Source organism: Eubacterium sp. LMAG:50 (assembly GCF_008680265.1).
In the GTDB taxonomy this organism is placed as follows: domain Bacteria; phylum Bacillota; class Clostridia; order Lachnospirales; family Lachnospiraceae; genus Eubacterium_U; species Eubacterium_U album.
The window spans coordinates 345,748-371,520 of the sequence record NZ_NALP01000007.1 but is presented as its reverse complement, the minus strand read 5'-3'; the positions used below and the strand labels follow the sequence as shown (position 1 = coordinate 371,520).

Below are 25,773 nucleotides of genomic sequence, written 5' to 3'. Positions count from 1 at the left end.
TTAGAGGAGGAACTTATGGCAAGTTTATCATTAAAAAACATTAGCAAGGTATATCCTAACGGATTTGTTGCAGTAAAAGATTTTAACCTTGAAATCAAGGATAAGGAATTTATCATTTTCGTAGGACCATCAGGTTGTGGTAAGTCAACAACACTTCGTATGATTGCAGGTCTTGAAGAAATCTCATCAGGAGAATTATATATTGGAGACAAGTTAGTTAACGATGTAGAACCTAAAGATAGAGATATCGCAATGGTTTTCCAGAACTACGCTTTGTATCCACATATGACAGTATATGATAATATGGCGTTCGGTCTTAAGTTAAGAAAAGTACCTAAGGCTGAAATTGAAAGATTAGTTAAAGAAGCAGCTAAGATTCTTGATTTGGAACACTTACTTGACAGAAAGCCAAAGGCTTTATCAGGTGGTCAGAGACAGAGAGTTGCTATGGGTCGTGCAATCGTTCGTGATCCTAAGGTATTCTTAATGGATGAACCTCTTTCAAACTTAGATGCTAAGTTAAGAGTTCAGATGCGTGTTGAAATTGCTAAGATTCATAAGAGATTAGGAGCAACAATCATTTACGTTACTCATGACCAGACAGAAGCTATGACACTTGGTACAAGAATCGTAGTTATGAAAGATGGTGTAGTTCAGCAGGTAGATTCACCTAAGAACTTATATGATAATCCGGTTAACTTATTCGTAGCAGGATTCATGGGATCACCACAGATGAACTTCATCGACGCTGAAGTTGAAAGAGATGGAGAAGATGTTAAACTTCACATTGGTCAGGCAAGACAGTACATCACAGTACCAGCTGATCAGGCTAGAGCTTTAGTTGAAGGCGGATATGTTGGAAAGACAGTTGTTATGGGTATCAGACCAGAAGATATTCATGATGAAGAAAGCTTCATTGAAATGTCACCTGAAAGTGTATTTACAACAACAATCAGATTATACGAATTATTAGGTGCTGAAGTTTACTTATACTTCGATGTAGAAGGATTCGATTGTACAGCAAGAGTAAATCCTCGTACACAGGCTAGACCTGGTGATGAAGTAAGAATGGCAATGGATCTTACAAAGTTGCATATCTTTGATAAAGAAACAGAACAGGTTATCACAAACTAGTAAAAATGAAATAAATGTGAAAAAAAGAGGAAATGCACAAAAAAAGTGTATTTTCTCTTTTTTTTTAATGAAAATTATATTAAACTATAGAATAAGAATGTGTTGAGTTTATTTTGATGGAAATAAAAAGATAAACTCTAGTCAGAAAAGATTTACGTACACATAAAATTTATAATTTTAAATTATAATTTCTTAGAAAACAAAATGTTGGGATGCATTAAATTAAAAAGAAATAGAGGTATACAGAATGATTTCAAATCAGATACTACAATCAACAATCAAAGGAGTAAAAGACATATCAAGAGTTGACTTATATGTTGCTGATACAGATGGAAAAATAGTTGCCAGTACTTCCCAGATTGGAAACCAGTTTAAAGATGCTATAATTGCATTCGCAGGTTCACCGGCAGATAGCCAGTCTGTTCAGGGATACCAATTTTTTAAGGTATATGATGAGAACCAGTTAGAATTAATTTTAATAGCTCAGGGAGCAAATGATGATGTATTTATGATTGGAAAGATGGCAGCCTTCCAGATACAGAATCTTTTGGTAGCGTATAAAGAAAGATTTGATAAAGATAATTTCATAAAGAATCTTTTGTTAGATAATCTTTTGTTGGTTGATATTTATAACAGAGCTAAGAAATTGCACATAGACATGGATACAAGAAGAGTTGTGTGCATTATTGAAACAAAGAATGAAAAAGACAGTGTTGCATTAGAAACTGTCAGAACATTATTTGCAACACAGAAGAAAGATTTTATTACAGCAGTAGATGAAAAGAGCATAATATTAATTAAGAATCTTGAAGAAAAACAAGGATATGAAGATGTTCAGAAGATTTCAGAAACAATTGTTGATATGTTAAATACAGAAGCAATGGTTAAGGCAACAGTTGCATATGGTACAATTATTTCAGAATTAAAAGAAGTGTCACGTTCTTATAAGGAAGCAAAGATGGCTTTAGATGTAGGAAAGATTTTCTATAGCAATAAGAGTGTTATTGCATATAACAACTTAGGAATTGGACGTTTGATTTATCAGTTACCTATTCCTCTTTGTAAGATGTTTATAAAGGAAAACTTCAATGGAAAGTCACCTGATGATTTTGATGAAGAAACACTTACAACAATAAATAAGTTCTTTGAAAATAATTTGAATGTATCTGAAACATCAAGACAGTTATATATTCATAGAAATACACTTGTATACAGATTAGATAAATTACAAAAGAGCACAGGACTTGATTTAAGAGTGTTTGAAGATGCAATAACATTTAAGATTGCATTAATGGTAGTAAAATATATGAATTACATGGATAGTATGAATGAATTCTAAATACGGCTATAATGGAATGCGCAGTTTTTCTGCGCATTTCAAATGCTTTTAGGAGTCACGGCAGGGTGAGAGGACAAAGAAAATGATTACTTTTGAAAATGTTACTAAGTCGTATGGTAATGGTGCACCGGCGCTAAGTAACCTTAATATAGAAATTGAAGATGGAGAGTTTGTATTTGTTGTAGGAACAAGCGGTTCAGGCAAATCAACATTTATTAAATTACTTTTGAAGGAATTAGAACCGACAGAAGGAAAAATTATCGTAAACGATACTGAATTAAGAAAACTAAGATCAGGAAAGACTGCAAAATACAGAAGAAAAGTAGGAGTTGTATTTCAGGATTTCCGTCTTTTGAAAGATAGAAATGTATATGAAAATATCGCATTTGCACAGAGAGTAATAGGTGTGTCCACAAGAGAAATAAAGAAAAATGTTCCTAGAATGTTATCTTTAGTTGGGCTTTCTGAAAAATATAAGTCATTTCCAAATGAGTTATCAGGTGGTGAACAGCAGAGAGTTGCACTTGCAAGAGCGTTGGTAAATAAGCCGGCATTGTTATTGGCAGACGAGCCAACCGGAAACCTGGATCCGGGAAATTCATGGGAAATCATGAAATTGTTGGATGAGATTAACAAACAGGGAACGACGGTAGTTGTAGTTACGCATAATATGGAAATAGTTGAGCGAATGCAAAAAAGAGTAATTACAATGAAAAAAGGAATAAAGGTAAGCGACAGTAAGGTGGATTAAAGATGAAAATTAGAACAGCATTATATTGCCTTAAGCAAGGGCTTGTAAATATAAAGAGAAACAAATTATTTTCACTTGCTTCGATTAGTACAATAGCTGCCTGTGTATTTCTGATTGGTATGTTTTATACAATTGTAGTAAATTTCCAGTACATTGTAAAATCAGCAGAAGACCAGGTAGGAATTACTATATTTTTTAACGAAGGAATAGATCAGGCAGGAATTGATGCCATAGGGGCGCAGATAGCTGCAAATGATAAAGTGGCAAATTACACATTTACTTCAGCAGAAGAAGCGTGGGATATTTTTAAAGTAGAATATTTTAAACAGAATGAAGATTTAGCAGAAGGATTTAAGGATGACAATCCGTTGGCAAATTCAGCATCTTATACAGTATATTTGAAAAATATAGAAGACCAGAAAAGCTTTTCAGATGAGATGTCTCAGGTAGAGGGTGTAAGAGCAGTAAATTATTCAGAAGGAACAGTAAGCGCAATGACAAGCTTTGGAAGGCTTGTTGGATATGCATCTGTAGCCATAATTGTTGTATTGCTTGCTGTAGGTATTTTCCTTATTAGTAATACGGTAATGATTGGTATTTCTGTTCGTAAGAAAGAAATAAAAGTAATGAAGTTAATTGGTGCTTCAAATATTTTTGTAAGAGCACCATTTATCATAGAAGGTATAGTTATAGGTTTAGTAGGAGCAACAATTCCATTAGTACTTATTAAAGTGTTATATGAAAAGGTTGTCGAATTCGTAATGCAGCAGTTTAGCGCATTATCTTCTATAATTGTATTTTTACCACAGAGCACAATTTTTGCAGTATTGGTTCCTATGGGATTAGGAATCGGTGCAGGAATTGGATTTGTAGGAAGTATTTTATCAATTAGAAAGCACTTAAAGGTTTAAGGAGGAGGAAACAAAATGAACAAAGTTCATTTTCTATAAATGTTTCCGACGAATAGCCGCCGACCGAAGGGAGGGGGCAACACATATATGAGGAGAATGTTCATGAAAAAAAGAAACAAGATATTGTGTGGATTTCTTGTCCTTAGCTTAATAATAGGAACGGCAGTGCCGTCTAGAGCTACAATTAAGGACGAAAAAGATAAATTAAATAATTTGCAGAATGAGCAGGAAGATGTTCAACAGCAGATTAATGGTTTGGAAAAATCAAAGGCTGACGCAAAAACATTTATTAATACAGTGGATTCTCAGGTTTCAGCTATTTCAAAACAAATGTATGACAACGAGAATGAACTTGATAAAACTGAAAAGAAAATAAAGAAAAATGAGAAAAAATTAGAGAATGCTCAGACAAGCATAGAGAATCAGTATGCTGCGATGAAACTTAGAATACAGTTTATGTATGAAAATGGCGATACACAGATGTTGGATTTGATTTTGTCATCAAAGAGTGTTGGAGATTTTCTTAATAAGGCAGAATACATATCAGAAATTTCATCATATGACAGAAAAATGTTAAATAAAATGAAAGAGACAAAGCAGGAAATTGCTGATACTCAAGTTGCGTTAGAAGACAGTAAAACTAATTTAGAGAATTTGCAAACAAAGCTTTCAAAACAAAAGAGCGATTTGCAGATATTGTCTGATGCAAAAGAAAAAGAAATGGAAGAATATAATAACCTGATTGCTGCAGGAAAGAAAAGCAAAGATAATATAGATGATGAAATCAGCAATCAGAAACAGGTTATTCAGGAAATGGAAAGCATTGAAAAGGCAAGAGAAGAGGCAGCAAGAAAAGCAGCACTTGCAGCTCAGAATGCTAATAAAAGTACAGGACAGAGTTCTGCTTCAACAGGAGTAACTCAGACAAAACCAAATACTGACAGCAATGCAGGAAGTACACAAAATACCGTAAATTCTGCAACAGGATATATTTGGCCTTTGCCTGGATATAGCACAGTATCATCTGATTTTGGATACCGTTCAGATCCATTTACAGGCAAACAGTCATATCATTCAGGTATAGACATACCGGCTCCGGCAGGAACAAGAATTGTGGCAGCCGCATCAGGACAGGTTGCGTGGGCAAACTATAGTACAACAGCAGGAAACTGGATTGGAATAGATCACGGCAATGGTGTATATACTGTATATATGCATTGTTCTGCATTAATTGTATCAGCAGGACAAAATGTAAGTGCGGGAGACGTTATAGGGCTTGTAGGAACAACAGGTTCGTCAACAGGAAATCATTTGCATTTTAGTGTACGATTAAATGGGGCATATGTAAGTCCTTGGAATTACGTGAGCAAATAAAGAAAACGAAGGCACACTACTAAGATAAAATAGTGGGTGCCTTTGTTCTGTTATATACGGCAAAAATATAAATAACTATTATAAGGAGACATATAAATTATGAAAAAAAAGAAAGCTGCTAAAATAATAGGCGTAATTTTGGTTGTTGTGTTTGTATTTGGAGGTGGATTTGCAGCAGGTACAATTTCAACAATAATTAAGACAAATAGCTCAGATAACATTGCATCACAAGTACAGACAAAGATGAATTATCTAAATAAATTGATTGATGATTATTATTTGGATTACAATGACAATAAGAATGATGAAAAAATAAAAGACAGTATTTATAAAGGTCTTTTAAATGGATTAGATGATCCATATTCTGTGTATTATACAAAAGAAGAATATCAGTCATTGCTTGAAAGTACTAGCGGAAGCTACTGTGGAATAGGTGTTGTTGTTAGCCAGAATAATGATACGGGAGTAATTACTGCAGTTAGAGTATTTGACGGAGCACCTGGAGATAAAGCGGGTGTTAAAGCTAAGGATATTATATATAAAGTAGAAGATGAAGAAGTAACCGGTGAAGATTTAAGCTCCGTTGTTGCAAAGATGAAAGGAGATAAAGGAACTAAGGTTAAAGTCACAGTATATCGTCCATCTACATCAAAGTATATTGATATGGAAATTGAAAGAGATGAAGTTAATGTTCCTACAATAGAAACAAAAATGCTTGATAATAATATAGGATACATGCAGATAACAGAATTTGATGAGGTTACATACAATCAGTTTAAAGAGGGCTTGGAAAGTTTAAAGAAGCAGGGAATGAAGTCTATTATTTTTGATGTTAGAGATAATCCGGGTGGAATGTATAAAACTGTAGTAAATATGTTAGATGATATTTTGCCTGAGGGAGTTTTGGTGTACACTGAGGATAAAGATGGCAATAAAGAGGAACAAAAATCTGATGCAAATTGCCTTGATATGCCTATGGTTGTTTTACAGAATGAAAACAGTGCCAGTGCAGCAGAGATTTTTGCAGGGGCAATTAAAGATTTTAAGGCAGGTACAATAATAGGATATACATCATTTGGAAAAGGAATTGTACAGACAATAATGCCATTATCTGACGGTTCGGCAATAAAACTTACGATACAGAGATATTTTACACCAAGTGGAGTTAATATTCAGGGAACAGGCATTGAACCGGATATTAAAGTAGAAGAAAATTCTGAGACAGAAAGAGATGACCAGTTACAAAAAGCAATAGATACATTGTCAGAAGAATAAAAAATTGTTAAAAGCGTACAGAACAAAAGTTCGATTTTGTTCTGTACTTTTTTTTGCCTGAATGATATACTAATCAGGTAGCAATACTAAGAAGATATCGAATAGAGTAAAAGTTTTATAATGAAATAATATGATGCTAGGGCGAAAGCCTCTATTTGTGAGCAAATAATGCTATTTATCAACTCTTTATAAAATTCGTTTGCAGGGCGACCCCTATTTGTGGGCAAACTCATGTGGACTTAGACCTTTTGACTCTGGCATCACATAAAATAAGGGGATAAATATAACAGAGGTATTTTATGGATCATTTTGAATTAGTATCAGAATTTAAGCCGACAGGGGATCAGCCCCAGGCAATAGAAGAATTAGTTGAAGGATTTAAAAAAGGTAATCAGTGTGAAACCTTATTAGGTGTAACAGGTTCAGGTAAGACATTTACAATGGCGAATGTTATACAACAACTTAATAAACCAACGCTGATTATTGCTCATAACAAGACTTTGGCAGCTCAGTTATATGGTGAATTTAAAGAATTTTTTCCAAATAACGCAGTGGAATATTTTGTCTCCTATTATGATTATTATCAGCCGGAGGCGTATGTGCCAAGTACAGATACTTATATAGAAAAAGATTCGGCAATAAATGATGAAATAGATAAATTAAGACATTCGGCAACAATGGCTTTGATGGAAAGAAAAGACGTTATTATTATTTCGTCAGTTTCCTGTATTTATGGCTTAGGAGATCCGATTGATTATAAGAATATGGTTGTTTCCCTAAGACCGGGAATGATTAAGGATAGAGATGAAGTAATAAGAAAATTAATAGAGATACAATATGATCGCAACGATATGGATTTTAAGCGTGGTACTTTTCGCGTAAGAGGGGATGTTGTTGAGGTATTTCCGGCTTCATATGGCGACACGGCAGTCCGTATAGAATTTTTTGGAGATGAGGTGGACAGGATAACGGAAATTGATACATTAACAGGTGAAGTTAAGAACAGACTGGAACATGTGGCAATTTTCCCTAATTCTCATTATGTTATTCCACCTGAAAAGATGGAAGGTGCGATTGCGGCAATTGAGAAGGAACTGGCAGAACAGGTAGCTTATTTTAAGAGTGAGGATAAGCTGATTGAAGCACAAAGAATTGCCGAGCGTACTAATTTTGATATGGAAATGCTTAGGGAAACCGGAATTTGCTCAGGCATAGAGAATTATTCAAGACATATGGCAGGATTAGAGCCGGGTGCGACACCTCATACATTAATGGAATATTTTGGAGATGATTTTCTAATAATAATAGACGAATCGCATATTACAGTTCCACAGATTAGAGGAATGTATGCAGGCGATCAGTCAAGAAAGACAACACTGGTGGATTATGGATTCAGACTTCCATCAGCAAAAGATAACAGACCACTTAATTTTGATGAATTTGAAAGCATGATTGATCAGATTATGTTTGTTTCGGCAACACCGGGAGAATACGAGAGCCAGCATGAGTTATTAAGAGCACAACAGGTTATCAGACCTACAGGTCTTTTGGATCCTGAGGTTGAAGTGAGACCGGTTGCAGGGCAGATAGATGATTTAATTTCTGAAATTAATAAAGAAGTAGAAAAGAAGAATAAAATATTAGTTACTACTTTGACTAAGAGGATGGCAGAGGATTTGACTGACTATATGAAGGAAGTTGGAATCAGGGTTAAATACCTTCATTCGGACATAGATACATTGGAGCGAGCAGAAATTATAAGAAATATGAGACTTGACCAATTTGATGTACTTGTAGGAATTAACCTTTTAAGGGAAGGTCTTGATATTCCGGAAATTGCATTGGTAGCAATATTAGATGCAGATAAGGAAGGATTTTTAAGATCGGAGACATCGCTTATCCAGACGATAGGACGTGCCGCAAGAAATGCTGAGGGTCATGTAATCATGTATGCGGACAAGATTACTGATTCAATGAGAGTTGCCATAGATGAGACAAATCGTCGTAGAGATATACAGATGAAGTACAATAAGGAGCATGGAATTACGCCAAAAACTATTATTAAAGCAGTGCGTGACCTTATTAGTATTTCAAAAGAAGTGGACAAGAAGATTAATGATATTGAGAAAGATCCAGAATCAATGGATCCGAAGGAAATTCGCAAATTGATAGATAAACTTACAAAGAAGATGCAAAAGGCTGCAGCTGATTTTGATTTTGAGTCAGCAATAGAATTTAGAGATAAGATAGCAGATTTGCGAAAATATTTGAATTAAACAGATTTGAATATAGGCATAGTGTAAGAGGTTTGAGAGAAAATATAATTATAATAATTGTAGTGAATTTACAGTTTGTTATTTTTAATTAATATTCAGAACACCCTGCATGTAGAGAGGACAGACAATTGGATAATAAAAAATATATAAAAATCAGAGGTGCAGCAGAGCACAATTTAAAAAATATAGATATAGATATTCCAAGAGATGAATTTGTCGTATTGACAGGTCTTAGTGGCTCAGGTAAATCGTCTCTTGCATTTGATACAATTTATGCTGAGGGGCAGAGAAGATATATGGAATCATTATCTTCTTATGCAAGACAATTCCTAGGACAGATGGAAAAACCACAGGTAGAAAGTTTAGAAGGACTTCCTCCGGCAATTTCAATAGACCAGAAGTCAACAAATAGAAATCCACGTTCTACAGTTGGAACTGTTACGGAAATATATGACTATTTAAGACTCTTATTTGCGAGAGCAGGTATTCCGCATTGCCCGAAATGTGGCCGCGAAATAAAAAAACAGACTGTTGATGAAATGGTGGATAAGATAATGGCACTTCCTGAAAGAACAAAGATTCAGGTTCTTGCACCAGTTGTTAGAGGAAGAAAAGGACGCCATGAAAAAGTGCTTGAAGGAGCGAAAAGAAGTGGATATGTACGTGTTCGTGTAGATGGAAATATGTACGAACTAACAGAAGACATAACATTAGATAAGAATATAAAGCATAATATTGAAATAGTTGTAGATAGACTTGCAATTAGAGAAGGAATGGAAAAGAGACTTAATGACTCTATTGATAATGCGCTTAAATTAGCAGATGGTTTAATGATTATCGATGTAATTGATGGAGAACCAATGACATTTAGTCAGCATTTTTCATGCCCGGATTGTGGAATTAGTATTGATGAAATTCAGCCGAGAAGTTTTTCGTTTAATAATCCGTTTGGTGCGTGTCCTGATTGTTATGGATTAGGATATAAGATGGAGTTTGATGAGGATTTAATGATTCCTGACAAAAGTTTAAGTATTAATCAGGGAGCGATAGTTGTTCTTGGGTGGCAGAGTGCAAATGATGGTAAGAGCTTTGCAAATGCCATTCTTAAGGCTTTAGGTAAAAAATATAATTTTGATTTAGATACACCATTTGAAGACTATCCACAGGAAATTCATGATATTTTGATATATGGAACAAATGGAGTTTCCGTGCCTGTTCATTATAGAGGACAGCGTGGAGAAGGTGTTTATGATATTGCATTTGAGGGGCTTATAAGAAATGTTGAAAGACGATATAGAGAAACAAGTGCAGAATCAACAAAGGCAGAATATGAGACATACATGAGAATTACACCGTGTAAGAATTGTGGCGGACAAAGATTAAAAAAAGAATCGCTTGCTGTAACAATTGCAGATAAGAATATTTATGAGATGACAGAAATGCCTGTTAGGGATTTAAGAGAGTTTTTGGAAAATGTTGAACTGTCAGAAATGCAACATAAAATCGGCGATGAAATTCTTAAAGAAATAAAGGGAAGACTCAAGTTTTTGGTTGATGTAGGATTGGACTATTTAAGTCTTTCAAGAGCAACGGGAACATTATCCGGTGGAGAAGCTCAGAGAATACGTCTTGCAACCCAGATAGGGTCAGGGCTTGTTGGAGTCGCTTATATATTAGACGAACCAAGTATAGGTCTTCATCAGAATGACAATGATAAGTTACTTGCAACACTTAAACATTTGCGTGATTTGGGTAATTCATTGATAGTAGTTGAGCATGACGAAGATACAATGAGAGCAGCAGATTTCATAGTAGATATAGGTCCGGGAGCAGGAGCCCACGGAGGTGAAGTTATAGCTACCGGAACGGCTGAAGATATTATGAAGAATCCAAACTCAATTACAGGAAAATACTTAAGTGGTGAAATAAAGATTCCTGTTCCAAAAACAAGAAGAAAACCGACAGGTTGGCTAAAAATCGTTGGAGCAAAGGAAAATAATTTAAAAAATATAAATGTAAAAATTCCTACAGGAGTACTTACATGTGTAACAGGTGTTTCAGGTTCAGGTAAGAGTTCACTTGTAAATGAAATTTTATATAAATCTCTTGCAAAACAGTTAAACAGAGCAAGATATATTCCCGGAAAGCATAAGACAATAGAGGGAGTAGAGCAGTTAGATAAAATTATTGATATTGATCAGTCTCCAATAGGAAGAACTCCACGTTCTAATCCGGCAACTTATACAGGGGTATTTGACACTATTAGAGATTTATTTGCAAATACAATGGATGCTAAGGAGCGAGGTTACAAGAAAGGTCGTTTTAGTTTTAATGTTAAAGGCGGCCGTTGTGAAGCTTGTTCAGGTGATGGTATTTTAAAGGTAGAAATGCATTTCCTTCCAGATGTTTATGTGCCATGTGAAGTATGTGGTGGAAAGAGATATAATCGTGAAACATTAGAGGTTAAGTATAAAGGAAAGAGCATATACGATGTACTTGATATGACAGTTGAGGAGGCATTGGACTTTTTCAAAAATGTACCAAAAATTCATAACAAGATACAGACTTTATACGATGTTGGATTGTCATACATTAAATTAGGACAGCCATCAACTACATTATCCGGTGGAGAAGCTCAGAGAATTAAACTTGCTACAGAATTAAGTAAAAGAAGTACGGGAAGAACAATTTATGTACTTGATGAACCTACAACAGGACTTCATTTTGCAGATGTACACAAGTTAGTAGAAATTCTACAAAGGCTTGCAGCCGAAGGAAACACGGTAGTTGTAATAGAGCATAATCTTGATGTTATTAAAACCGCAGATTATATTATTGACATGGGTCCTGACGGAGGAGACAGAGGTGGAACTGTTGTAGTTTCGGGAACTCCTGAGGAGGTAGCAAAACACCCTACATCTTATACTGCAAAATACGTAAAGCAGTATTTAGAAAAAGACAAAAAATAATAAAGTTGACATTTTAAAATATTGTGTATTTTTCATAAAAAACAGGAAAATAAAAAGGATTTAAAAAGGCCAAAAACAGCAATGGTTACAAAGATTAAAAACATGTTTTTAAACCCTTTAAAACTGCATAAAAATGTGCTAGATTATAGTTACAAGTTAAAGGAAAAGTACATTAAAACTTAATAAGAAATTAATACCGTAAAGCTTCTAAAAATTATCATTAGAACGTGTCATGAGATGAAAATTAAGTAAGTATCCAAGAGGAATGTTTAATGGGAAAAAGTCCTATAGGAGAAAACGAGAGACTCCAATATTTATTTAATCCGTACTAGGAAAACAGAACAATTGGAATCGAGTGAATATTAGTCAAATATAGGTAAGAAAGGAGTTACCGGATTATCTACATAAGGTACAACGGATCGGAAGAGTTGTAAGAAGAGAGTGGATTGAAGGATGGTTATTGATCTCCAAGTGGCAAAGTTGTTACAGAGATTTGAAAGATAACATCTTTATATATGTAGATATATTAAATTATTTGCAGATGGTATTTTTGAAACACGATTTTGATTAGGTATGATAAATCGAAAGTAAAGTAAGGGAATATAGTTTCATATAAGATTAATGATTAATGAAGTTTGATCTGCAGCTAATGAATCAATTTTAGAAGTAAGGTATTTAAATACGAGCACCTGATATTAATAAATGTCAGGTGCTTTGTTAATTTAAGAAAAGGTTTATATTGTTATGGTTTTAACAATAGCCTACTTGTTTTAATATTAAAAATAATGTAGAATTGTTAATGATTTGAAAAAAATACAATTAATGATATTAATAGCATTTATCGTATTTTACAATAAATTGGTTAAAGTCATTATAGGAGAAAACAAAATGAATAAAGTTTAGTTTTAATAAATGTTTTCGAAAATTAGCCAACGATTTAAGTGGAAACACATATTAATTAGGAGGAATTATAGTGAAGAAAGAATTAGTAATCGTACTTGATTTTGGTGGCCAGTATAATCAGCTGGTTGCAAGACGAGTTCGTGAATGCAATGTATATTGTGAGATTTATTCTTATAAGACTGACATTGAAAAAATAAAAGCTATGAATCCAAAGGGAATTATTTTAACCGGAGGACCTAATAGTTGTTATGAAGCTGATTCTCCAACATATTCAAAGGAATTATTTGAAATGGGAGTTCCTGTTTTAGGACTTTGCTACGGAGCACAGCTTATGATGCATGTTTTAGGAGGAAAGGTAGAACGTGCAGACGTTCGCGAGTACGGTAAAACAGAAGTAATCGTAGATAAAACAAATTCACAGATATTTGAAGGCGTTTCACCTAAAACAATTTGTTGGATGAGTCATTTTGATTATATATCAAAGGTAGCACCTGGATTTGAAATATCATCTCATACAAAGGACTGCCCTTGTGCATCAGCAGAAAATGCAGATAAGAAACTTTATGCAATACAGTTCCATCCTGAAGTACTTCATACACAGGAAGGAACAAAGATGCTTTACAATTTTGTTCGTGGAGTATGCCAATGCTCAGGTGAATGGAGAATGGATTCATTTGTAGAGGAATCAATTAAGGCAATCCGCGAAAAAGTTGGAGATGGAAAAGTATTGTGCGCATTATCAGGTGGTGTAGATTCATCTGTTGCAGCAGTAATGCTTTCAAAAGCAATTGGAAAACAGCTTACATGTGTATTTGTAGACCACGGTTTACTTCGTAAAAATGAAGGAGATGAAGTAGAAGCTGTATTTGGTCCTGATGGTCCATATGACTTAAACTTTATTCGTGTAAATGCACAGGAACGTTACTATAGCAAATTAGCAGGAGTAACTGAACCTGAAAAGAAGCGTAAAATTATCGGAGAAGAATTTATCCGTGTATTTGAAGAAGAAGCAAAGAAAATCGGAGCAGTAGACTTTCTAGTACAGGGAACAATTTATCCTGACGTTGTAGAAAGTGGATTGGGTGGTGAATCAGCAGTAATCAAGTCACATCACAATGTAGGAGGATTACCTGATTGCGTAGATTTTAAAGAAATAATCGAACCACTCCGTGACTTGTTTAAGGACGAAGTAAGAAAAGCCGGCTTAGAAATGGGCATACCTGATTATCTTGTATACCGCCAGCCATTCCCGGGACCGGGACTTGGAATCCGTATCATCGGTGAAGTAACAGCCGAAAAAGTTAAAATGGTACAGGATGCAGATGCAATTTATCGTGAAGAAATTGCAAATGCCGGACTTGATAAAACAATCGGCCAGTATTTTGCAGCACTTACAAATATGCGAAGCGTAGGTGTAATGGGTGACGAAAGAACATATGACTACGCCATTGCACTCCGTGCAGTAAATACTGTAGATTTTATGACAGCAGAAGCTGCAGAAATACCTTACGAAGTATTATCAAAGGTAATGAGCAGAATTATAAATGAGGTGCGAGGAGTCAATAGAGTAATGTATGATTTGACGAGTAAGCCACCTGGAACTATAGAGTTTGAATAAGCGAACATACGTTTGAATGCCCCGCAAACAAAGGGAAAGCACCGAATATAAGTCTCTTATGAGAACATTTTGAGAACAAAATCAAGAATAAGAAGAGTTATTTTGACTAATAAGTTGAAATAGCTCTTCTTTTTTGCTTGAAAAGCCGATAAATAAAGGAATCTGGAACTTTAAACTTGATAAAAAGACAAATTTGTTTAATGTTGGTTACAAGAGAAAGAAGAAGTTTATTAAAGGAAAAGGTATAGTGCCACTAACTCCTATTTGGAAAGTAAAAGGACTAAAGTAGAACTACGGTCAAACAAAAACAATTTAATCAAAAGAGAGAAAGGAGATTACAAATATGACAGACAGGATGTTTATGGAAGTTCAGGATGTAACAGAGATGTTAAATGTTTCAGAAGGAAAGGCATATGAAATCATAAGAATGCTTAATGCTGAACTAAAAGAAAAAGGATATATCGTAGTTCGAGGAAAAGTAAATACAAAGTACTTTTTTAAGAAACTTATTTACAACGAGGAGTAGGAGGAAAAAATGTCAGTTTACAAAGATGAAAAAAGAAACAGTTGGTATGTAAAGTTTCGTTACGTTGATTATTACGGAGTGAAGAAACAGACAACTAAACGTGGATTTGCAACAAAGAGAGAAGCAAGTGAATGGGAAAATGCTGAAAAGCTTAAAAGAAATTTTAATCTGGATATGACATTTTCAAAATTTTATGAAATCTATGAGGCTGATGTAAGGCATAGGGTTAAGGAGACAACCTGGGAAAACAAGGAAACAATGGTAAAAACAAAAATTATACCATTCTTTGGAGAAAGAAAAATGATAGATATATCTGCAAAAGATGTAAGACATTGGCAGAAAGAAATGATTGAGTTTAGGGATGAAAAAGGAAAGTCATATTCCCAGTCATATCTTGCAACATTACACGCACAGTTAAGCGCAATATTCAACCATGCTGTAAAATTTTATGATTTGAAAAATAATCCTGCAAAGATTGCCGGCAGTATGGGAAGTAAAAGAGGAGGCAACATAATGTTTTGGACCCAGGAACAATATAAAGCATTTATTGAATGTGTGATGGATAAGCCATTATCATTTTATGGATTTGAAATGCTTTATTGGTGTGGATTAAGAATTGGAGAATTATTGGCACTAACTCCAGAGGATTTTGATTTTGAAAAGAAGACGGTTTCTATTACTAAAAATTATCAGGTAGTAAGAGGTGAAAAGCTAATATTAACTCCTAAAACTGCAAAAAGTGTAAGAACAATATATATGCCAGAGTTTTTAAATGAAGAAATGGAAGACATGATTAATAGTATGTATGAGCCTGACGGAAAAGAAAGAATATTTCCATTATCAAAAAGATATTTTCAACATGAAATGGAAAGAGGCAGTGAAATGTCAGGAGTACCAAAAATCAGATTGCATGATTTAAGACACAGTCATGTTTCACTTCTTATAAATATGGGATTTTCAGCATTGGAGATTGCAGAACGAATGGGGCATGAAAGTGTAAGAATTACATATCACTATGCACATTTGTTCCCATCAAAGCAGTTGGAGATGATTAATAAACTGGATGAAATTAAAGGAGAATTAGGAGATGTCTGATAGAAAATTGGATAGCAAAGGAAGATGGCGCAGCAGAGTAGTTGCATTTAGAGTTTCTAATGAAGAAGCAGAGTTATTAAACAGACTTGTAGACATATCAGGACTTACAAAGCAGGATTATTTAATAAAGAAAACAACAGACCATAAAGTAGTTGTAAAGGGTTCCATTCGTGTGTTTGGAGCCCTTAAGGCGCAACTTACATATGTGTATGAAGAATTAAAAAGGCTGGATAAAGTTACGCCTAAAAATGATGAATTAATTGAATTGATTAAAGTAATTTCAATGATTCTTTTAAAGATAGAAGAAAACGAGAACCTAAAAGAGCAGCAGAGAGTGGAGAACTTTGAAAAGAAAATGGCAGAACAAAAACGACTTAAAAACAGTAGTATGGGAAACAGAAAGTTAAAAAGTTTTAGAGACGAAGGAGAGAAAACAAATGTGTAAAATAATAGCAATAGCAAATCAAAAGGGTGGAGTAGGAAAGACTACAACAACATTAAATTTAGGAGTGGGTTTGGCAAGAGAAGGGAAGAAGGTCCTTTTAATAGATGCGGATCCTCAGGGAAGTTTGACAATTAGTGTAGGTGTAAATGAACCGGACCAGTTAGATTATACGCTTGCAAATGTGCTTATGGACATAGTAAACGAAGAAAAATTGCCAGCCAATAGAGGAATAGTTAAGCACGAAGAAGGGATAGATATATTGCCATCAAATATTGAATTATCAGGAATAGAAGTTTCTTTGGTGAATGTTATGAGTAGAGAATTGCTAATGAGAGAGTTTATAAGAGAAGTAGAAGATGATTACGATTATATTTTAATTGATTGTATGCCTAGTCTTGGAATTATTACAATTAATGCCCTTGCCTGTGCAGATACAGTATTGATACCAGTGCAGGTTTCATATCTACCGGTAAAAGGTTTACAACAGTTGATAAAGACAATCGCAAGAGTAAAAAGACAGATTAATCCCAAACTAGAGATTGAAGGAATTTTGCTTACAATGATGGACTATAGAACCAATTATGCAAAGGACATTTCAACAGCAATCTATGAAACATATGCAACAAATATTCCAATATTTAAGAGCATAGTGCCAATGTCTGTTAGAGCAGCAGAAACGCCAATTAAAGGTACAAGCATATTTAAACATAATCCAAAAGGAAAAGTAGCACAAAGTTATGTGAAAGTTACAGAGGAGGTTTTAGAACATGGCAACAAGAGAGAAAATTAAATTAACAAGTTACAATGAGTTACTTGGTGTAAACAACGATATGATTAGTGAAATAGATATAAACAAATTGCATCAATTTAAAGATCACCCATTCAGTGTGATTGATAACGAAAAAATGCTTGAGCTGGTTAAATCAATAGAGAACAATGGAATATTATCACCTTTATTGGTAAGACCTTTGGGCAATGGTGAATATGAAATAATTTCAGGGCACAGAAGAAAGAGAGCCTGTGAAATTGCAGGAAAGGAAAAAGTTTCAGCAATTATAAAAGATATAAGTCATGAAGAGGCTATACCACTTATGGTTGATGCAAACTTTCAAAGAGAAGATACATTGCCAAGTGAAAAAGCAAAAGCTTATAAAATGAAAATGGAAGCCTTAGCACATCAGGGAAAAAGTTCAGATGAAATGTCATCGGCAAAACAGATAGGACAGTTGGCAGGAATTTCAGACAGACAGGTTCAAAGATACATAAGACTTACGGAACTAATACCAGAGTTAAGCAAATTGGTGGATGATAAACAAATAACATTTGTACTAGGTGTAGAGATTTCATTTTTAAAAACGGAATATCAACAATTAATTTATGAAAACATTTGTAAAGGTAAAAAGGTAAGTAAAGACAATGTACGGATGATTAGAGAAAATCAGGAAAATTTGTCATTAGAAGAGGTAAGTCAAATACTCTTTGCTGACAAGGTAAAGGTACAAAAAAAGATATGCAATGTGACGCTTAAAGAAAACAAGTTGTCTCAATTTTTTGATTCGACTTACACAAAAAAAGAAATGGAGAAAATAATCTATTCACTGCTAAAGGAATGGAAGAAAGGAAAGGATTAGTGTATGGCATTTGAATATTATTATGGAAAACAAGCCGACCAATATAGTTTCATAAAAGTACCTAAATTGTTAGTACATGATAAGGCGTTCATTGGATTATCAGTGGACGCTAAGATGCTATATGGTTTGCTTTTAGACAGAATGAGTTTATCTATGAAAAATGGATGGCTGGATGAAGAAAATAGGGTTTATATTATTTATCAAATAAAAGATATTATGAGCGATATGAATATGGCAAGAGCAACAGCTGTGAAATATCTGCAGGAGCTGGTAGATTTTGGATTGGTTGAAAAAAAGAAAAGAGGTTTGGGGCTTCCAAACATATTATATGTTAAAAGTTTTCTTGTGGAAAAAGAAAGCACAGAACAAGAAAAAACTTTTGGTGGAAGGTATACAAATACACCAGAAACGCCGAAGAATACACAGAAGTTCAACAATTATACTTCAAGAAGTTCAAAAATTGAAACTCAGGAAGTTCAAAAATTGAACTACAAGGAGTTCAATAATTATACTTCCGGCAGTTCAGAAAATGAAATTCAAGAGGTTCAAGAATTAGACCCTAATAATACTAATATAAATAATACTAAAAATATTAATACTAATATCTTATCTTATCCGCTAACAGAAGTCGAAGAGCCAGATATGACAGGTGCAGATAATTGGATGCATAAAAAAGGGCTTAGTATAACTATGCCTAAAGCAGATAGGATGGGATTCGATAAGAAAAAATCTGAATATGAACTTTATATGGATTTGATCAAAGATAATATTGAATACGATGCATTAAAAGAACGTTATCCACTTGATGCAGAACTTATAGATGGAATAGTTGAAATGATGACAGAAGTTACAGTTAGCACGAATGATTATATTGTCATAGCGAGTAATTCGTTTCCGAAGGAAGTTGTAAAATCAAGATTTCTTAAACTTAATTTTTCACATTTAGAGTATGTTATGAGTTGCTTTAAATCAAATACAACTAAAGTGAAAAATATCAAAAAATATTTGCTGGCATCATTGTTTAATGCACCATCAACAATGAATGGGTATTATACAGCAGAAGTAAATCATGATATGCCACAGTATGCATCTAGGAGGTAAGGCTATGGATAGAGCAAAAAGTTTAGTGAAATACATAATAGCAATTATAATGTTTATATGCAGAGTGACAATTGCGGTACTGGGAAGTTTACTAAAGATATTTTTAGTATTGACTATAGCAGTATTTAAAATTGTGTTTTCTTTAATAAGAGTTGTAGAGTATAATTAAAGACAGTTATTTATAACTTGGGAGGTTTGCCAAATGATAAAAAAATTAAAAAGAACGCTTATAATTGTGGGAATATTTGTATTGATGATGGGAATTGGCACAAATATTCAGGTAAAGGCTGATACTTTGGGACAAGTAAAATCAATAAAAACAAAAACTAATTATAAGTATTATAAAGGCATAGTTAGTGCCAAGGATATGAGAAAAAAGAAAATTAAATACAAATATGGAATTAAAGCTTCATGGAAAAAGGTGAAGAATGCAAATGGATATGAGATATATGTTTACGGTGTTGCATCAAAGAAGTGGAGAAAAATTAAAGATACAAAAAAGACAAGTTATGTATTCACCAATTTATTAGAAAAGGACAAATTTAAATTTAAAGTACGGGCTTATAGGAAAATAAATGGAGAAAGAGTTTACGGTAACTGGTCAAAAAAGAAGACAATAAAAACAAATTCGGCACTTTATAAGATAAATAACAACTTTAAATTGCCGGGAAAATATTATGATAGATATGCAGCAGAACAGGCTTTTGTATTGCAGAATGAATATAGAAAAAGTGCTGGAAAACAAAGTATTGTTTGGTCAGATGTTTTATATGAAATATGTAAAGTAAGGGCAAAGGAACTTGTTAATGATTTCAGTCATAATAAATTTATAAGTACATCGACAGAGTTATTAGAAAAAAAGTATGGACTAAAAGATGGTGGAATACCATATGAGGGAGACGATGGTTATATACATTATCATATGTATGCAAATGCAGAAAATATTGCAATGGGGTATTACACATATAAGTCTGCTATGGAAGGATGGAAAAGTAGTCCGGGACATTATAGAAACCTCATAGACGAAGAACATAGAGCAGGTGCCATTGCTTGCTATAAACAAGGTGGAAAAACATATTGGGTAGCAATATTTGGTGGAGTGGATTTAGATAAGGAAATAAAAAAGTAATTAAAAATAACTTTGCGACATAATGTCGTGAAGTTATTTTTTGCTTTTACACTCCTGCTGAAATATAAATTTAATTTTAACAGCATGACTTTTAGGTAAAGTAGATAATCAATGTTAAAATATAATTGTCAGTAACCGGGAATGACAAAAAACAAATTAATAGATTAACGCCAAGATGAACTCATTATATGTGAGTTTTAGTCTTGGCGTTTTTTATTTTATCAGGAGGAAAGTAAATGTTAGGTAAATTAAAAAGAATTACAGCAACAATATTAGCAATTGCAACGGTAGTAACATCAATTCCTATAATTAATGTTGCAGCAGCAGGCAATGGAGAGAAGAAGCAGGCAGGTATAGTAACTCTTGGGAAACTTGGAACAGTAAATATCGGATCAAAAAGTGAAAGTGGAACATGGGTAAAAACATTAGTGGATGGAAATGATGTGTTTTGCTTAGATTTAGGAAAGGCATGTCATACCGGATACACCTACATTGCATCCAACAGTACAATATCAAGTGATAGTTCTAATAAGAAAAATGCTTTGGAGGCTAAAATAGGATATTGGTATGATCAAACAAAAACGCGTTCAAACAAGGCATGGGTGTATGCACAGTGTCTTATATGGGCTGTTGAAGAAGGCATTACAAGTGAAACCGGATTAAAGGATATCATTAAACAAGTTAAAAACAATACAGGATATTATGCAAATGATAGCCTTTATGCTGATATTTTTGAAGGGACAAGCGTAGTTAAGTGTACAATTACAAAATGGAAATATAGTGGAAAAACTGATAGTGATGAAGTTCAGGAACTAATGGAAATTGTAGGAAATACAAAAGAATACAAGTATACACCTATTAGTAAAAAAGATTACTACCGTCAGAGAATTACATTACAAAAGTGTGATGAAGATGGAAAAGAACTTCCACAGGTCACTTTTAGATTTACAGCAAAGAATATAAAACAGTTATATTCTTATCAGTACAATGGCTGGGGAGATTCTGTTAAGGAAGATGTAGATGATGATGCTAACAAATTTAGTCAGGAAGTAAAAACAGATTCAAAAGGAAAAATCGTATTTCGTTTTACATACGAACTAAATTCTAAGAGTTATTATTATGTAGCAGATGAAGAGTTAAAGGATATGTCATCAAGTGATAAAAAACAAATTAAGGACGAATTAGATGATAAGGGATATGATTATGCATCAGATTTGTCAAAAGCAGGAGCAGAAAAGTTAATAAAGAATGACATCAATGATCAGATGGATGATATCTCAAACAATTACGTAATTGAAGAAATCTCATCAGGTAACAACAACATTCTTACATCGTTTGTTGTTGATGCAGGTTTAAATAAGATTACCAGTCAGTCATCAAACAAGGTTACAGTAACACTTACAAAGTCTGATTCATGGAAGAAGAACAGTGATGGAAAGTGGCCCGAGACTGCAGAAGAGTCATACAGTAATTACAAGCTTGCATACAAGCCTGTTCTTAAGGACAAATACAAGAAAGTAAAAATGACTGTGTGGAAAAAGGATTCTGAAACAGGCAGTACACCACAGGGAGATGCAACATTGGAAGGCGCAGTGTATGGAGTATATTCAGATGTAGCATGCACAAAACTTGTAAAGTTATACAAGACCAATGCCAAGGGTACATTTGAAACAGACTATTACAGATGTGGTGTAAACATGTACTTAAAGGAAATTACACCGCCTGAAGGCTACCTTAAAAATGACAAGGTATACACAATCACAAAGGATGGTCAGCAGTTTACCAACGAATACAATTCGGCAGAAACACAGGTTGATGACGACGTGGTAAAAGGTGACGTATCAATTATTAAGGGAATGGGAAATGGTCTTGCAGGTATTGTTGCACCTGAAAACAAGGCACAGTTTCAGATTTACCTTGCAAGTGCAGGTTCATATGACAAGGCAAAGGCAACAGAAAGAGACATTCTTACAACAGATTTAACAGGTTATGCAAAGTCAAAGAAGATGCCATATGGAACATATGTGGTTCATCAGACTGTTGGAGCTGCAAACACTGAAAAGTGTCCTGACTTTTACGTGAATGTGAAGGAAAACGGAAAGACATACAAGTATCTTTTAAACAATCCGGAATTCAACGCATATCTAAAAATTGTAAAGAAGGATTCAAAAACAAATCAGACAGTTTTAAAGGCTGGAACAACATACCAGATTTATAAGGTAAATGAGGATGGCAGTGAAACTCTTGTTACACAGACATACAGCAATGGAAATGCAATTGAGGTTGTGGACAGATTTGTAACAGATGAAACAGGAGAAATCATTACTTACGAAAAGTTAAAAGCCGGTACATACAAGGTTTATGAAATTGAAGGTCCGGAAGGATACAGGGTAAACAGACAGCCGGTGATGGTTGAGATTAACAGTAACTCATACAAGACAATGGTAGACAAACTTGGTAAGGAATATCTGTATGCAGAATGTGAGTATTATAATGATGTGACTTATGGAAAATTTACAATAAATAAAATTGGTCCTGAATTATGCAAGAAGGAAGATGAAAATGATTCTGCAGATGAAAATACGGATGGTATAGCAAAGACAGATTTAGTAAATAAAAATGGTAGTGAGGGTGAAACAACAGGAAATGATGGCAATAAGTCAAATGACATTGTTGTAAATCTATTTAACTATAAGGACACATTGCTAAATGGTGTTGTATTTGAACTTACTGCAAGAGAAGACATCATGTCACAGGATAATCAGGGAACAGTATTGTTTAAGAAGGATTCAGCTGTTGCAAAAATTACAACAGGTGAAAAGGCAGAGTTTACAAACGATTGTAATGGTATCTGTAATTTTGTGTTAAACGATGACGGAACAATCACACTTAATGTCCCACTTGGAGAATACACTTTAAAGGAAGTAAAGACAAAGTATGGTTATGTTCTTCCAGAACAGTCATTCTGTGACTTAAGTTTTAAGTGGAATAACAAGGATGATGAGTATGTGTTTGACATTTCTGAAAACTCAAAGGATGGAAAGATTGACATACACAATGACATGGTAAAGACAGACATTACACTTGAAAAGCATGATTCAAAGACAAATGAGCCTGTTGAAAATGCAAGATTTGGATTTTATTCAAGGGACAACATTTACGATAAGAATGGGAATGTGATTGTTGCTGCAGGTGAAAAGATTGCAACAGTAACAACTGACAAGGAAGGAAAGGCGAAAATCCCATTCGATGTACCTGTAATGGATGAAGGTTATGGAAAGACGGAAGGCAACTTAAATTCAGGAGATTACTATTTCCTTGAAGAAAGTGTTAGCGACAGTTATTACATTAACAGGGAAAAACATCAGGTACATCTTGAATACAAGGATCAGGAAACCGCAGTTGTATCAGCCAAGGCAGTAGTTAAGGAAGACCAGACTGAAACAGTAATCAGTAAAAAAATGATTGCATCATCAGTTGAGATTAAGGACTGCCATTTAAAAATCAGTGATGAAAATGGTAATGAAATCGTAAGCTGGATAACAGGTGAAATTTCATCAGTTAAGTTAAATGAAAAGATTGATGAGATGGGATATGATAACGTTCGTGTAGAAAACGGTGACGGTTATGCAGTTAAGATATACGGATTGCTTCATGACAGGGAATACACATTAACAGAAACAAAGCCGGCAGACGGTTTTGCAACTGCAAATGACATTACATTTAAACTTGTGGAAAGTGATGATGAAAATGCAAAGACAAAAGTACTTGTTAAGAATGGAGACAGTTTCACGGAGAATGTTGACAATCAGGTGATAATGTATGATGACACAACAAAGATTGAATTTTCAAAGACAGACATTACCAACGGAAAGGAACTTCCGGGATGCCACATGCAGGTAACTGAAAAGGATACAGGAAAGGTAATGGATGAATGGGTTTCATCAAGACAAAGTCATGTGATTGAAGGAAAGTATGCCGTGGGAAAAACTTATATTTTAACAGAAACAAAACCAAGAGACGGATACGCAACAGCAACAAGTATTGAGTTTGCAGTAGCAGACAATGGAGATATCCAGAAAGTAAATATGGTTGATGACACCATCAAGGTTGAATTCAACAAGATTGCATCAGACACAAAAAAACAGCTTGGTGGTGCAAAGTACAAGGTATACGACAGCAAGGGCAAGAAGGTATATGAGTTTATAACCGGAAAGAAAGCTGAATTCATAGAAGGAATGTTTAAGGCAGGAGAAACTTATAAATTCAAGGAAGTGGATGCACCAGAACATTACAAGGTTGCAAAGGATAAGAAAATAAAAATTAAGGATACGGGAAAGGTTCAGAAACTTACAGTTACGGATGAAAGAATCCCTGTGGTACCTGACACACCACAGACAGGCATTAATGGAAGGACTGCAGGAATGGCAGTTTCAGTTATTTCATTATTACTTGCACTTGGATGTTTTGCATGCGTAAGAGCAAAGGACAAGTCAAAATACAATTTCAAAAAGGAGAAGGACGATGAAGAGGATAATTAAAATATCTCTGATACTTCTTTTAGTGGGGATGGCTGTGATTGCAGCTGTCCCTTTTTTAAAGGAAAAAAGAGCAAAGAGAAAGTATGAGAATGATTTTAAGAAGATATGGGAGAGCGTGACAGAAAAGAAGTCTGATGTAAATGGTCTTGTAAAGAAAAACAAGGACTGCATAGGATATGTGGAAATACCGGGAACAACCATAAATTACCCTGTTATGCAGACAAAGGATAATCCAGATTTTTATTTAAATCATGATTTTAACAGGAATTACAGTTTTTATGGAATACCTTATTTAAGTGCATACTGTGATGTGAAAAAATCAGACAGCCTGATTATTTACGGACATAACATAAACGGAGGAAAAATGTTTGGAGCATTGGAACAGTATAAGAATAAAGAGTTTTTTTACAAGCACAAGAAGATATATTTTACAACGGATAAAAAGAGGGAGTATGAAGTGTTTGCAGTGATGAGTGTTAACATACATGAGTTTGAATACTGGAAATTTGTAATGGCAAGGAATAAGGAAGAGCATGATGAGTTCATTGACAAGGTAGAGGAGCATAGTTTGTGGAGACAGGGGAATAAACCTAAGTATGGGGAGCAGATGCTGATGTTGTCTACTTGTGATAATGGGAAAGGGGATGATTGGAGAATTGTGGTTATAGGAAAAAGAAATATGGCATTATGGTAATAGGGATGTTTAGCAATAATAGAATTTATATTATAATAAAAGTACGCTCGTCTGCGTACAA

Annotated in this window: 19 protein-coding genes; all 19 read left to right on the top strand. The window is 34.2% G+C overall.

The features are described from left to right. The first annotated feature begins 15 nt into the window (after positions 1–15). The 19 genes from ugpC to CCC31_RS06840 all read left to right on the top strand — a co-directional run bounded on the left by ugpC (position 16) and on the right by CCC31_RS06840 (position 25,712). Positions 16–1,134 carry a sn-glycerol-3-phosphate ABC transporter ATP-binding protein UgpC gene (gene ugpC / locus CCC31_RS06930; protein WP_022088700.1) on the top strand — a complete coding sequence of 373 codons (1,119 nt, stop codon included), beginning with the start codon at positions 16–18 and terminating at the stop codon, positions 1,132–1,134. Between the two features lie 247 nt (positions 1,135–1,381). Then, entirely contained in the window at positions 1,382–2,473 is a 1,092-nt protein-coding gene (locus CCC31_RS06925) for a helix-turn-helix domain-containing protein (RefSeq protein ID WP_022088699.1), read from the top strand. A gap of 82 nt (positions 2,474–2,555) precedes the next feature. Further along, positions 2,556–3,224 (top strand): cell division ATP-binding protein FtsE, encoded by a 669-nt coding sequence (gene ftsE, locus CCC31_RS06920; protein ID WP_022088698.1) that lies wholly within the window; start codon positions 2,556–2,558, stop codon positions 3,222–3,224. Between the two features lie 2 nt (positions 3,225–3,226). Further along, entirely contained in the window at positions 3,227–4,135 is a 909-nt protein-coding gene (gene ftsX / locus CCC31_RS06915; RefSeq protein WP_022088697.1) for a permease-like cell division protein FtsX, read from the top strand. A 102-nt stretch (positions 4,136–4,237) separates the two neighbouring features. Then, on the top strand, positions 4,238–5,509 hold the full coding sequence (locus tag CCC31_RS06910; protein ID WP_158574544.1) for a M23 family metallopeptidase: 1,272 nt from the start codon (positions 4,238–4,240) through the stop codon (positions 5,507–5,509). 99 nt (positions 5,510–5,608) lie between these two features. Continuing rightward, positions 5,609–6,784, top strand: a complete 1,176-nt coding sequence (locus CCC31_RS06905) for a S41 family peptidase (RefSeq protein ID WP_118565897.1) — start codon at positions 5,609–5,611, stop codon at positions 6,782–6,784. Between the two features lie 299 nt (positions 6,785–7,083). Next, on the top strand, positions 7,084–9,060 hold the full coding sequence (gene uvrB / locus CCC31_RS06900; protein ID WP_290850544.1) for an excinuclease ABC subunit UvrB: 1,977 nt from the start codon (positions 7,084–7,086) through the stop codon (positions 9,058–9,060). Between the two features lie 128 nt (positions 9,061–9,188). Then, positions 9,189–12,029, top strand: a complete 2,841-nt coding sequence (uvrA, locus tag CCC31_RS06895) for an excinuclease ABC subunit UvrA (RefSeq protein WP_290850542.1) — start codon at positions 9,189–9,191, stop codon at positions 12,027–12,029. Between the two features lie 973 nt (positions 12,030–13,002). Then, complete coding sequence (gene guaA, locus CCC31_RS06890; RefSeq protein ID WP_118565900.1) at positions 13,003–14,550, top strand: glutamine-hydrolyzing GMP synthase; 1,548 nt, start codon at positions 13,003–13,005, stop codon at positions 14,548–14,550. Between the two features lie 343 nt (positions 14,551–14,893). Next, positions 14,894–15,076: a DNA-binding protein gene (locus CCC31_RS06885; protein WP_290850539.1), complete on the top strand. Its 183-nt coding sequence runs from the start codon at positions 14,894–14,896 to the stop codon at positions 15,074–15,076. A gap of 9 nt (positions 15,077–15,085) precedes the next feature. Further along, positions 15,086–16,171 carry a site-specific integrase gene (locus tag CCC31_RS06880; RefSeq protein WP_118029938.1) on the top strand — a complete coding sequence of 362 codons (1,086 nt, stop codon included), beginning with the start codon at positions 15,086–15,088 and terminating at the stop codon, positions 16,169–16,171. After that, complete coding sequence (locus tag CCC31_RS06875; RefSeq protein ID WP_243004866.1) at positions 16,164–16,616, top strand: mobilization protein; 453 nt, start codon at positions 16,164–16,166, stop codon at positions 16,614–16,616. Before CCC31_RS06880 ends, CCC31_RS06875 begins: the two co-directional genes overlap by 8 nt. Then, positions 16,609–17,406: an AAA family ATPase gene (locus CCC31_RS06870; RefSeq protein WP_290850534.1), complete on the top strand. Its 798-nt coding sequence runs from the start codon at positions 16,609–16,611 to the stop codon at positions 17,404–17,406. Before CCC31_RS06875 ends, CCC31_RS06870 begins: the two co-directional genes overlap by 8 nt. Next, a complete protein-coding gene (locus tag CCC31_RS06865) occupies positions 17,384–18,247 on the top strand; it encodes a ParB/RepB/Spo0J family partition protein (protein WP_290850532.1) in 864 nt (287 codons plus the stop codon). Before CCC31_RS06870 ends, CCC31_RS06865 begins: the two co-directional genes overlap by 23 nt. 3 nt (positions 18,248–18,250) lie before the next feature. Next, the gene (locus CCC31_RS06860) at positions 18,251–19,348 is read left to right on the top strand and encodes a DUF6017 domain-containing protein (protein WP_290850530.1); all 1,098 of its coding nucleotides are present in this window, start codon (positions 18,251–18,253) and stop codon (positions 19,346–19,348) included. Positions 19,349–19,352: 4 nt separating this feature from the next. Further along, on the top strand, positions 19,353–19,517 hold the full coding sequence (locus CCC31_RS06855; protein WP_178516037.1) for a hypothetical protein: 165 nt from the start codon (positions 19,353–19,355) through the stop codon (positions 19,515–19,517). Between the two features lie 33 nt (positions 19,518–19,550). After that, positions 19,551–20,477: a CAP domain-containing protein gene (locus tag CCC31_RS06850; RefSeq protein ID WP_290850528.1), complete on the top strand. Its 927-nt coding sequence runs from the start codon at positions 19,551–19,553 to the stop codon at positions 20,475–20,477. 236 nt (positions 20,478–20,713) lie between these two features. Then, positions 20,714–25,018: a SpaA isopeptide-forming pilin-related protein gene (locus tag CCC31_RS06845; protein WP_290850526.1), complete on the top strand. Its 4,305-nt coding sequence runs from the start codon at positions 20,714–20,716 to the stop codon at positions 25,016–25,018. Next, the gene (locus CCC31_RS06840; RefSeq protein WP_290850523.1) at positions 25,002–25,712 is read left to right on the top strand and encodes a class B sortase; all 711 of its coding nucleotides are present in this window, start codon (positions 25,002–25,004) and stop codon (positions 25,710–25,712) included. The genes CCC31_RS06845 and CCC31_RS06840 overlap by 17 nt, the downstream gene beginning before the upstream one ends. Positions 25,713–25,773: the final 61 nt, after the last annotated feature.

Excerpts from the sequence above, each read along its gene's own strand:
- ugpC (WP_022088700.1), top strand. The coding sequence starts at position 16 with ATGGCAAGTTTATCATTAAAAAACATTAGCAAGGTATATCCTAACGGA.
- CCC31_RS06925 (WP_022088699.1), top strand. The coding sequence starts at position 1,382 with ATGATTTCAAATCAGATACTACAATCAACAATCAAAGGAGTAAAAGAC.
- ftsE (WP_022088698.1), top strand. The coding sequence starts at position 2,556 with ATGATTACTTTTGAAAATGTTACTAAGTCGTATGGTAATGGTGCACCG.
- ftsX (WP_022088697.1), top strand. The coding sequence starts at position 3,227 with ATGAAAATTAGAACAGCATTATATTGCCTTAAGCAAGGGCTTGTAAAT.
- CCC31_RS06910 (WP_158574544.1), top strand. The coding sequence starts at position 4,238 with ATGAAAAAAAGAAACAAGATATTGTGTGGATTTCTTGTCCTTAGCTTA.
- CCC31_RS06905 (WP_118565897.1), top strand. The coding sequence starts at position 5,609 with ATGAAAAAAAAGAAAGCTGCTAAAATAATAGGCGTAATTTTGGTTGTT.
- uvrB (WP_290850544.1), top strand. The coding sequence starts at position 7,084 with ATGGATCATTTTGAATTAGTATCAGAATTTAAGCCGACAGGGGATCAG.
- CCC31_RS06885 (WP_290850539.1), top strand. The coding sequence starts at position 14,894 with ATGACAGACAGGATGTTTATGGAAGTTCAGGATGTAACAGAGATGTTA.
- CCC31_RS06880 (WP_118029938.1), top strand. The coding sequence starts at position 15,086 with ATGTCAGTTTACAAAGATGAAAAAAGAAACAGTTGGTATGTAAAGTTT.
- CCC31_RS06875 (WP_243004866.1), top strand. The coding sequence starts at position 16,164 with ATGTCTGATAGAAAATTGGATAGCAAAGGAAGATGGCGCAGCAGAGTA.
- CCC31_RS06870 (WP_290850534.1), top strand. The coding sequence starts at position 16,609 with ATGTGTAAAATAATAGCAATAGCAAATCAAAAGGGTGGAGTAGGAAAG.
- CCC31_RS06865 (WP_290850532.1), top strand. The coding sequence starts at position 17,384 with ATGGCAACAAGAGAGAAAATTAAATTAACAAGTTACAATGAGTTACTT.
- CCC31_RS06860 (WP_290850530.1), top strand. The coding sequence starts at position 18,251 with ATGGCATTTGAATATTATTATGGAAAACAAGCCGACCAATATAGTTTC.
- CCC31_RS06855 (WP_178516037.1), top strand. The coding sequence starts at position 19,353 with ATGGATAGAGCAAAAAGTTTAGTGAAATACATAATAGCAATTATAATG.
- CCC31_RS06850 (WP_290850528.1), top strand. The coding sequence starts at position 19,551 with ATGATAAAAAAATTAAAAAGAACGCTTATAATTGTGGGAATATTTGTA.
- CCC31_RS06845 (WP_290850526.1), top strand. The coding sequence starts at position 20,714 with ATGTTAGGTAAATTAAAAAGAATTACAGCAACAATATTAGCAATTGCA.
- CCC31_RS06840 (WP_290850523.1), top strand. The coding sequence starts at position 25,002 with ATGAAGAGGATAATTAAAATATCTCTGATACTTCTTTTAGTGGGGATG.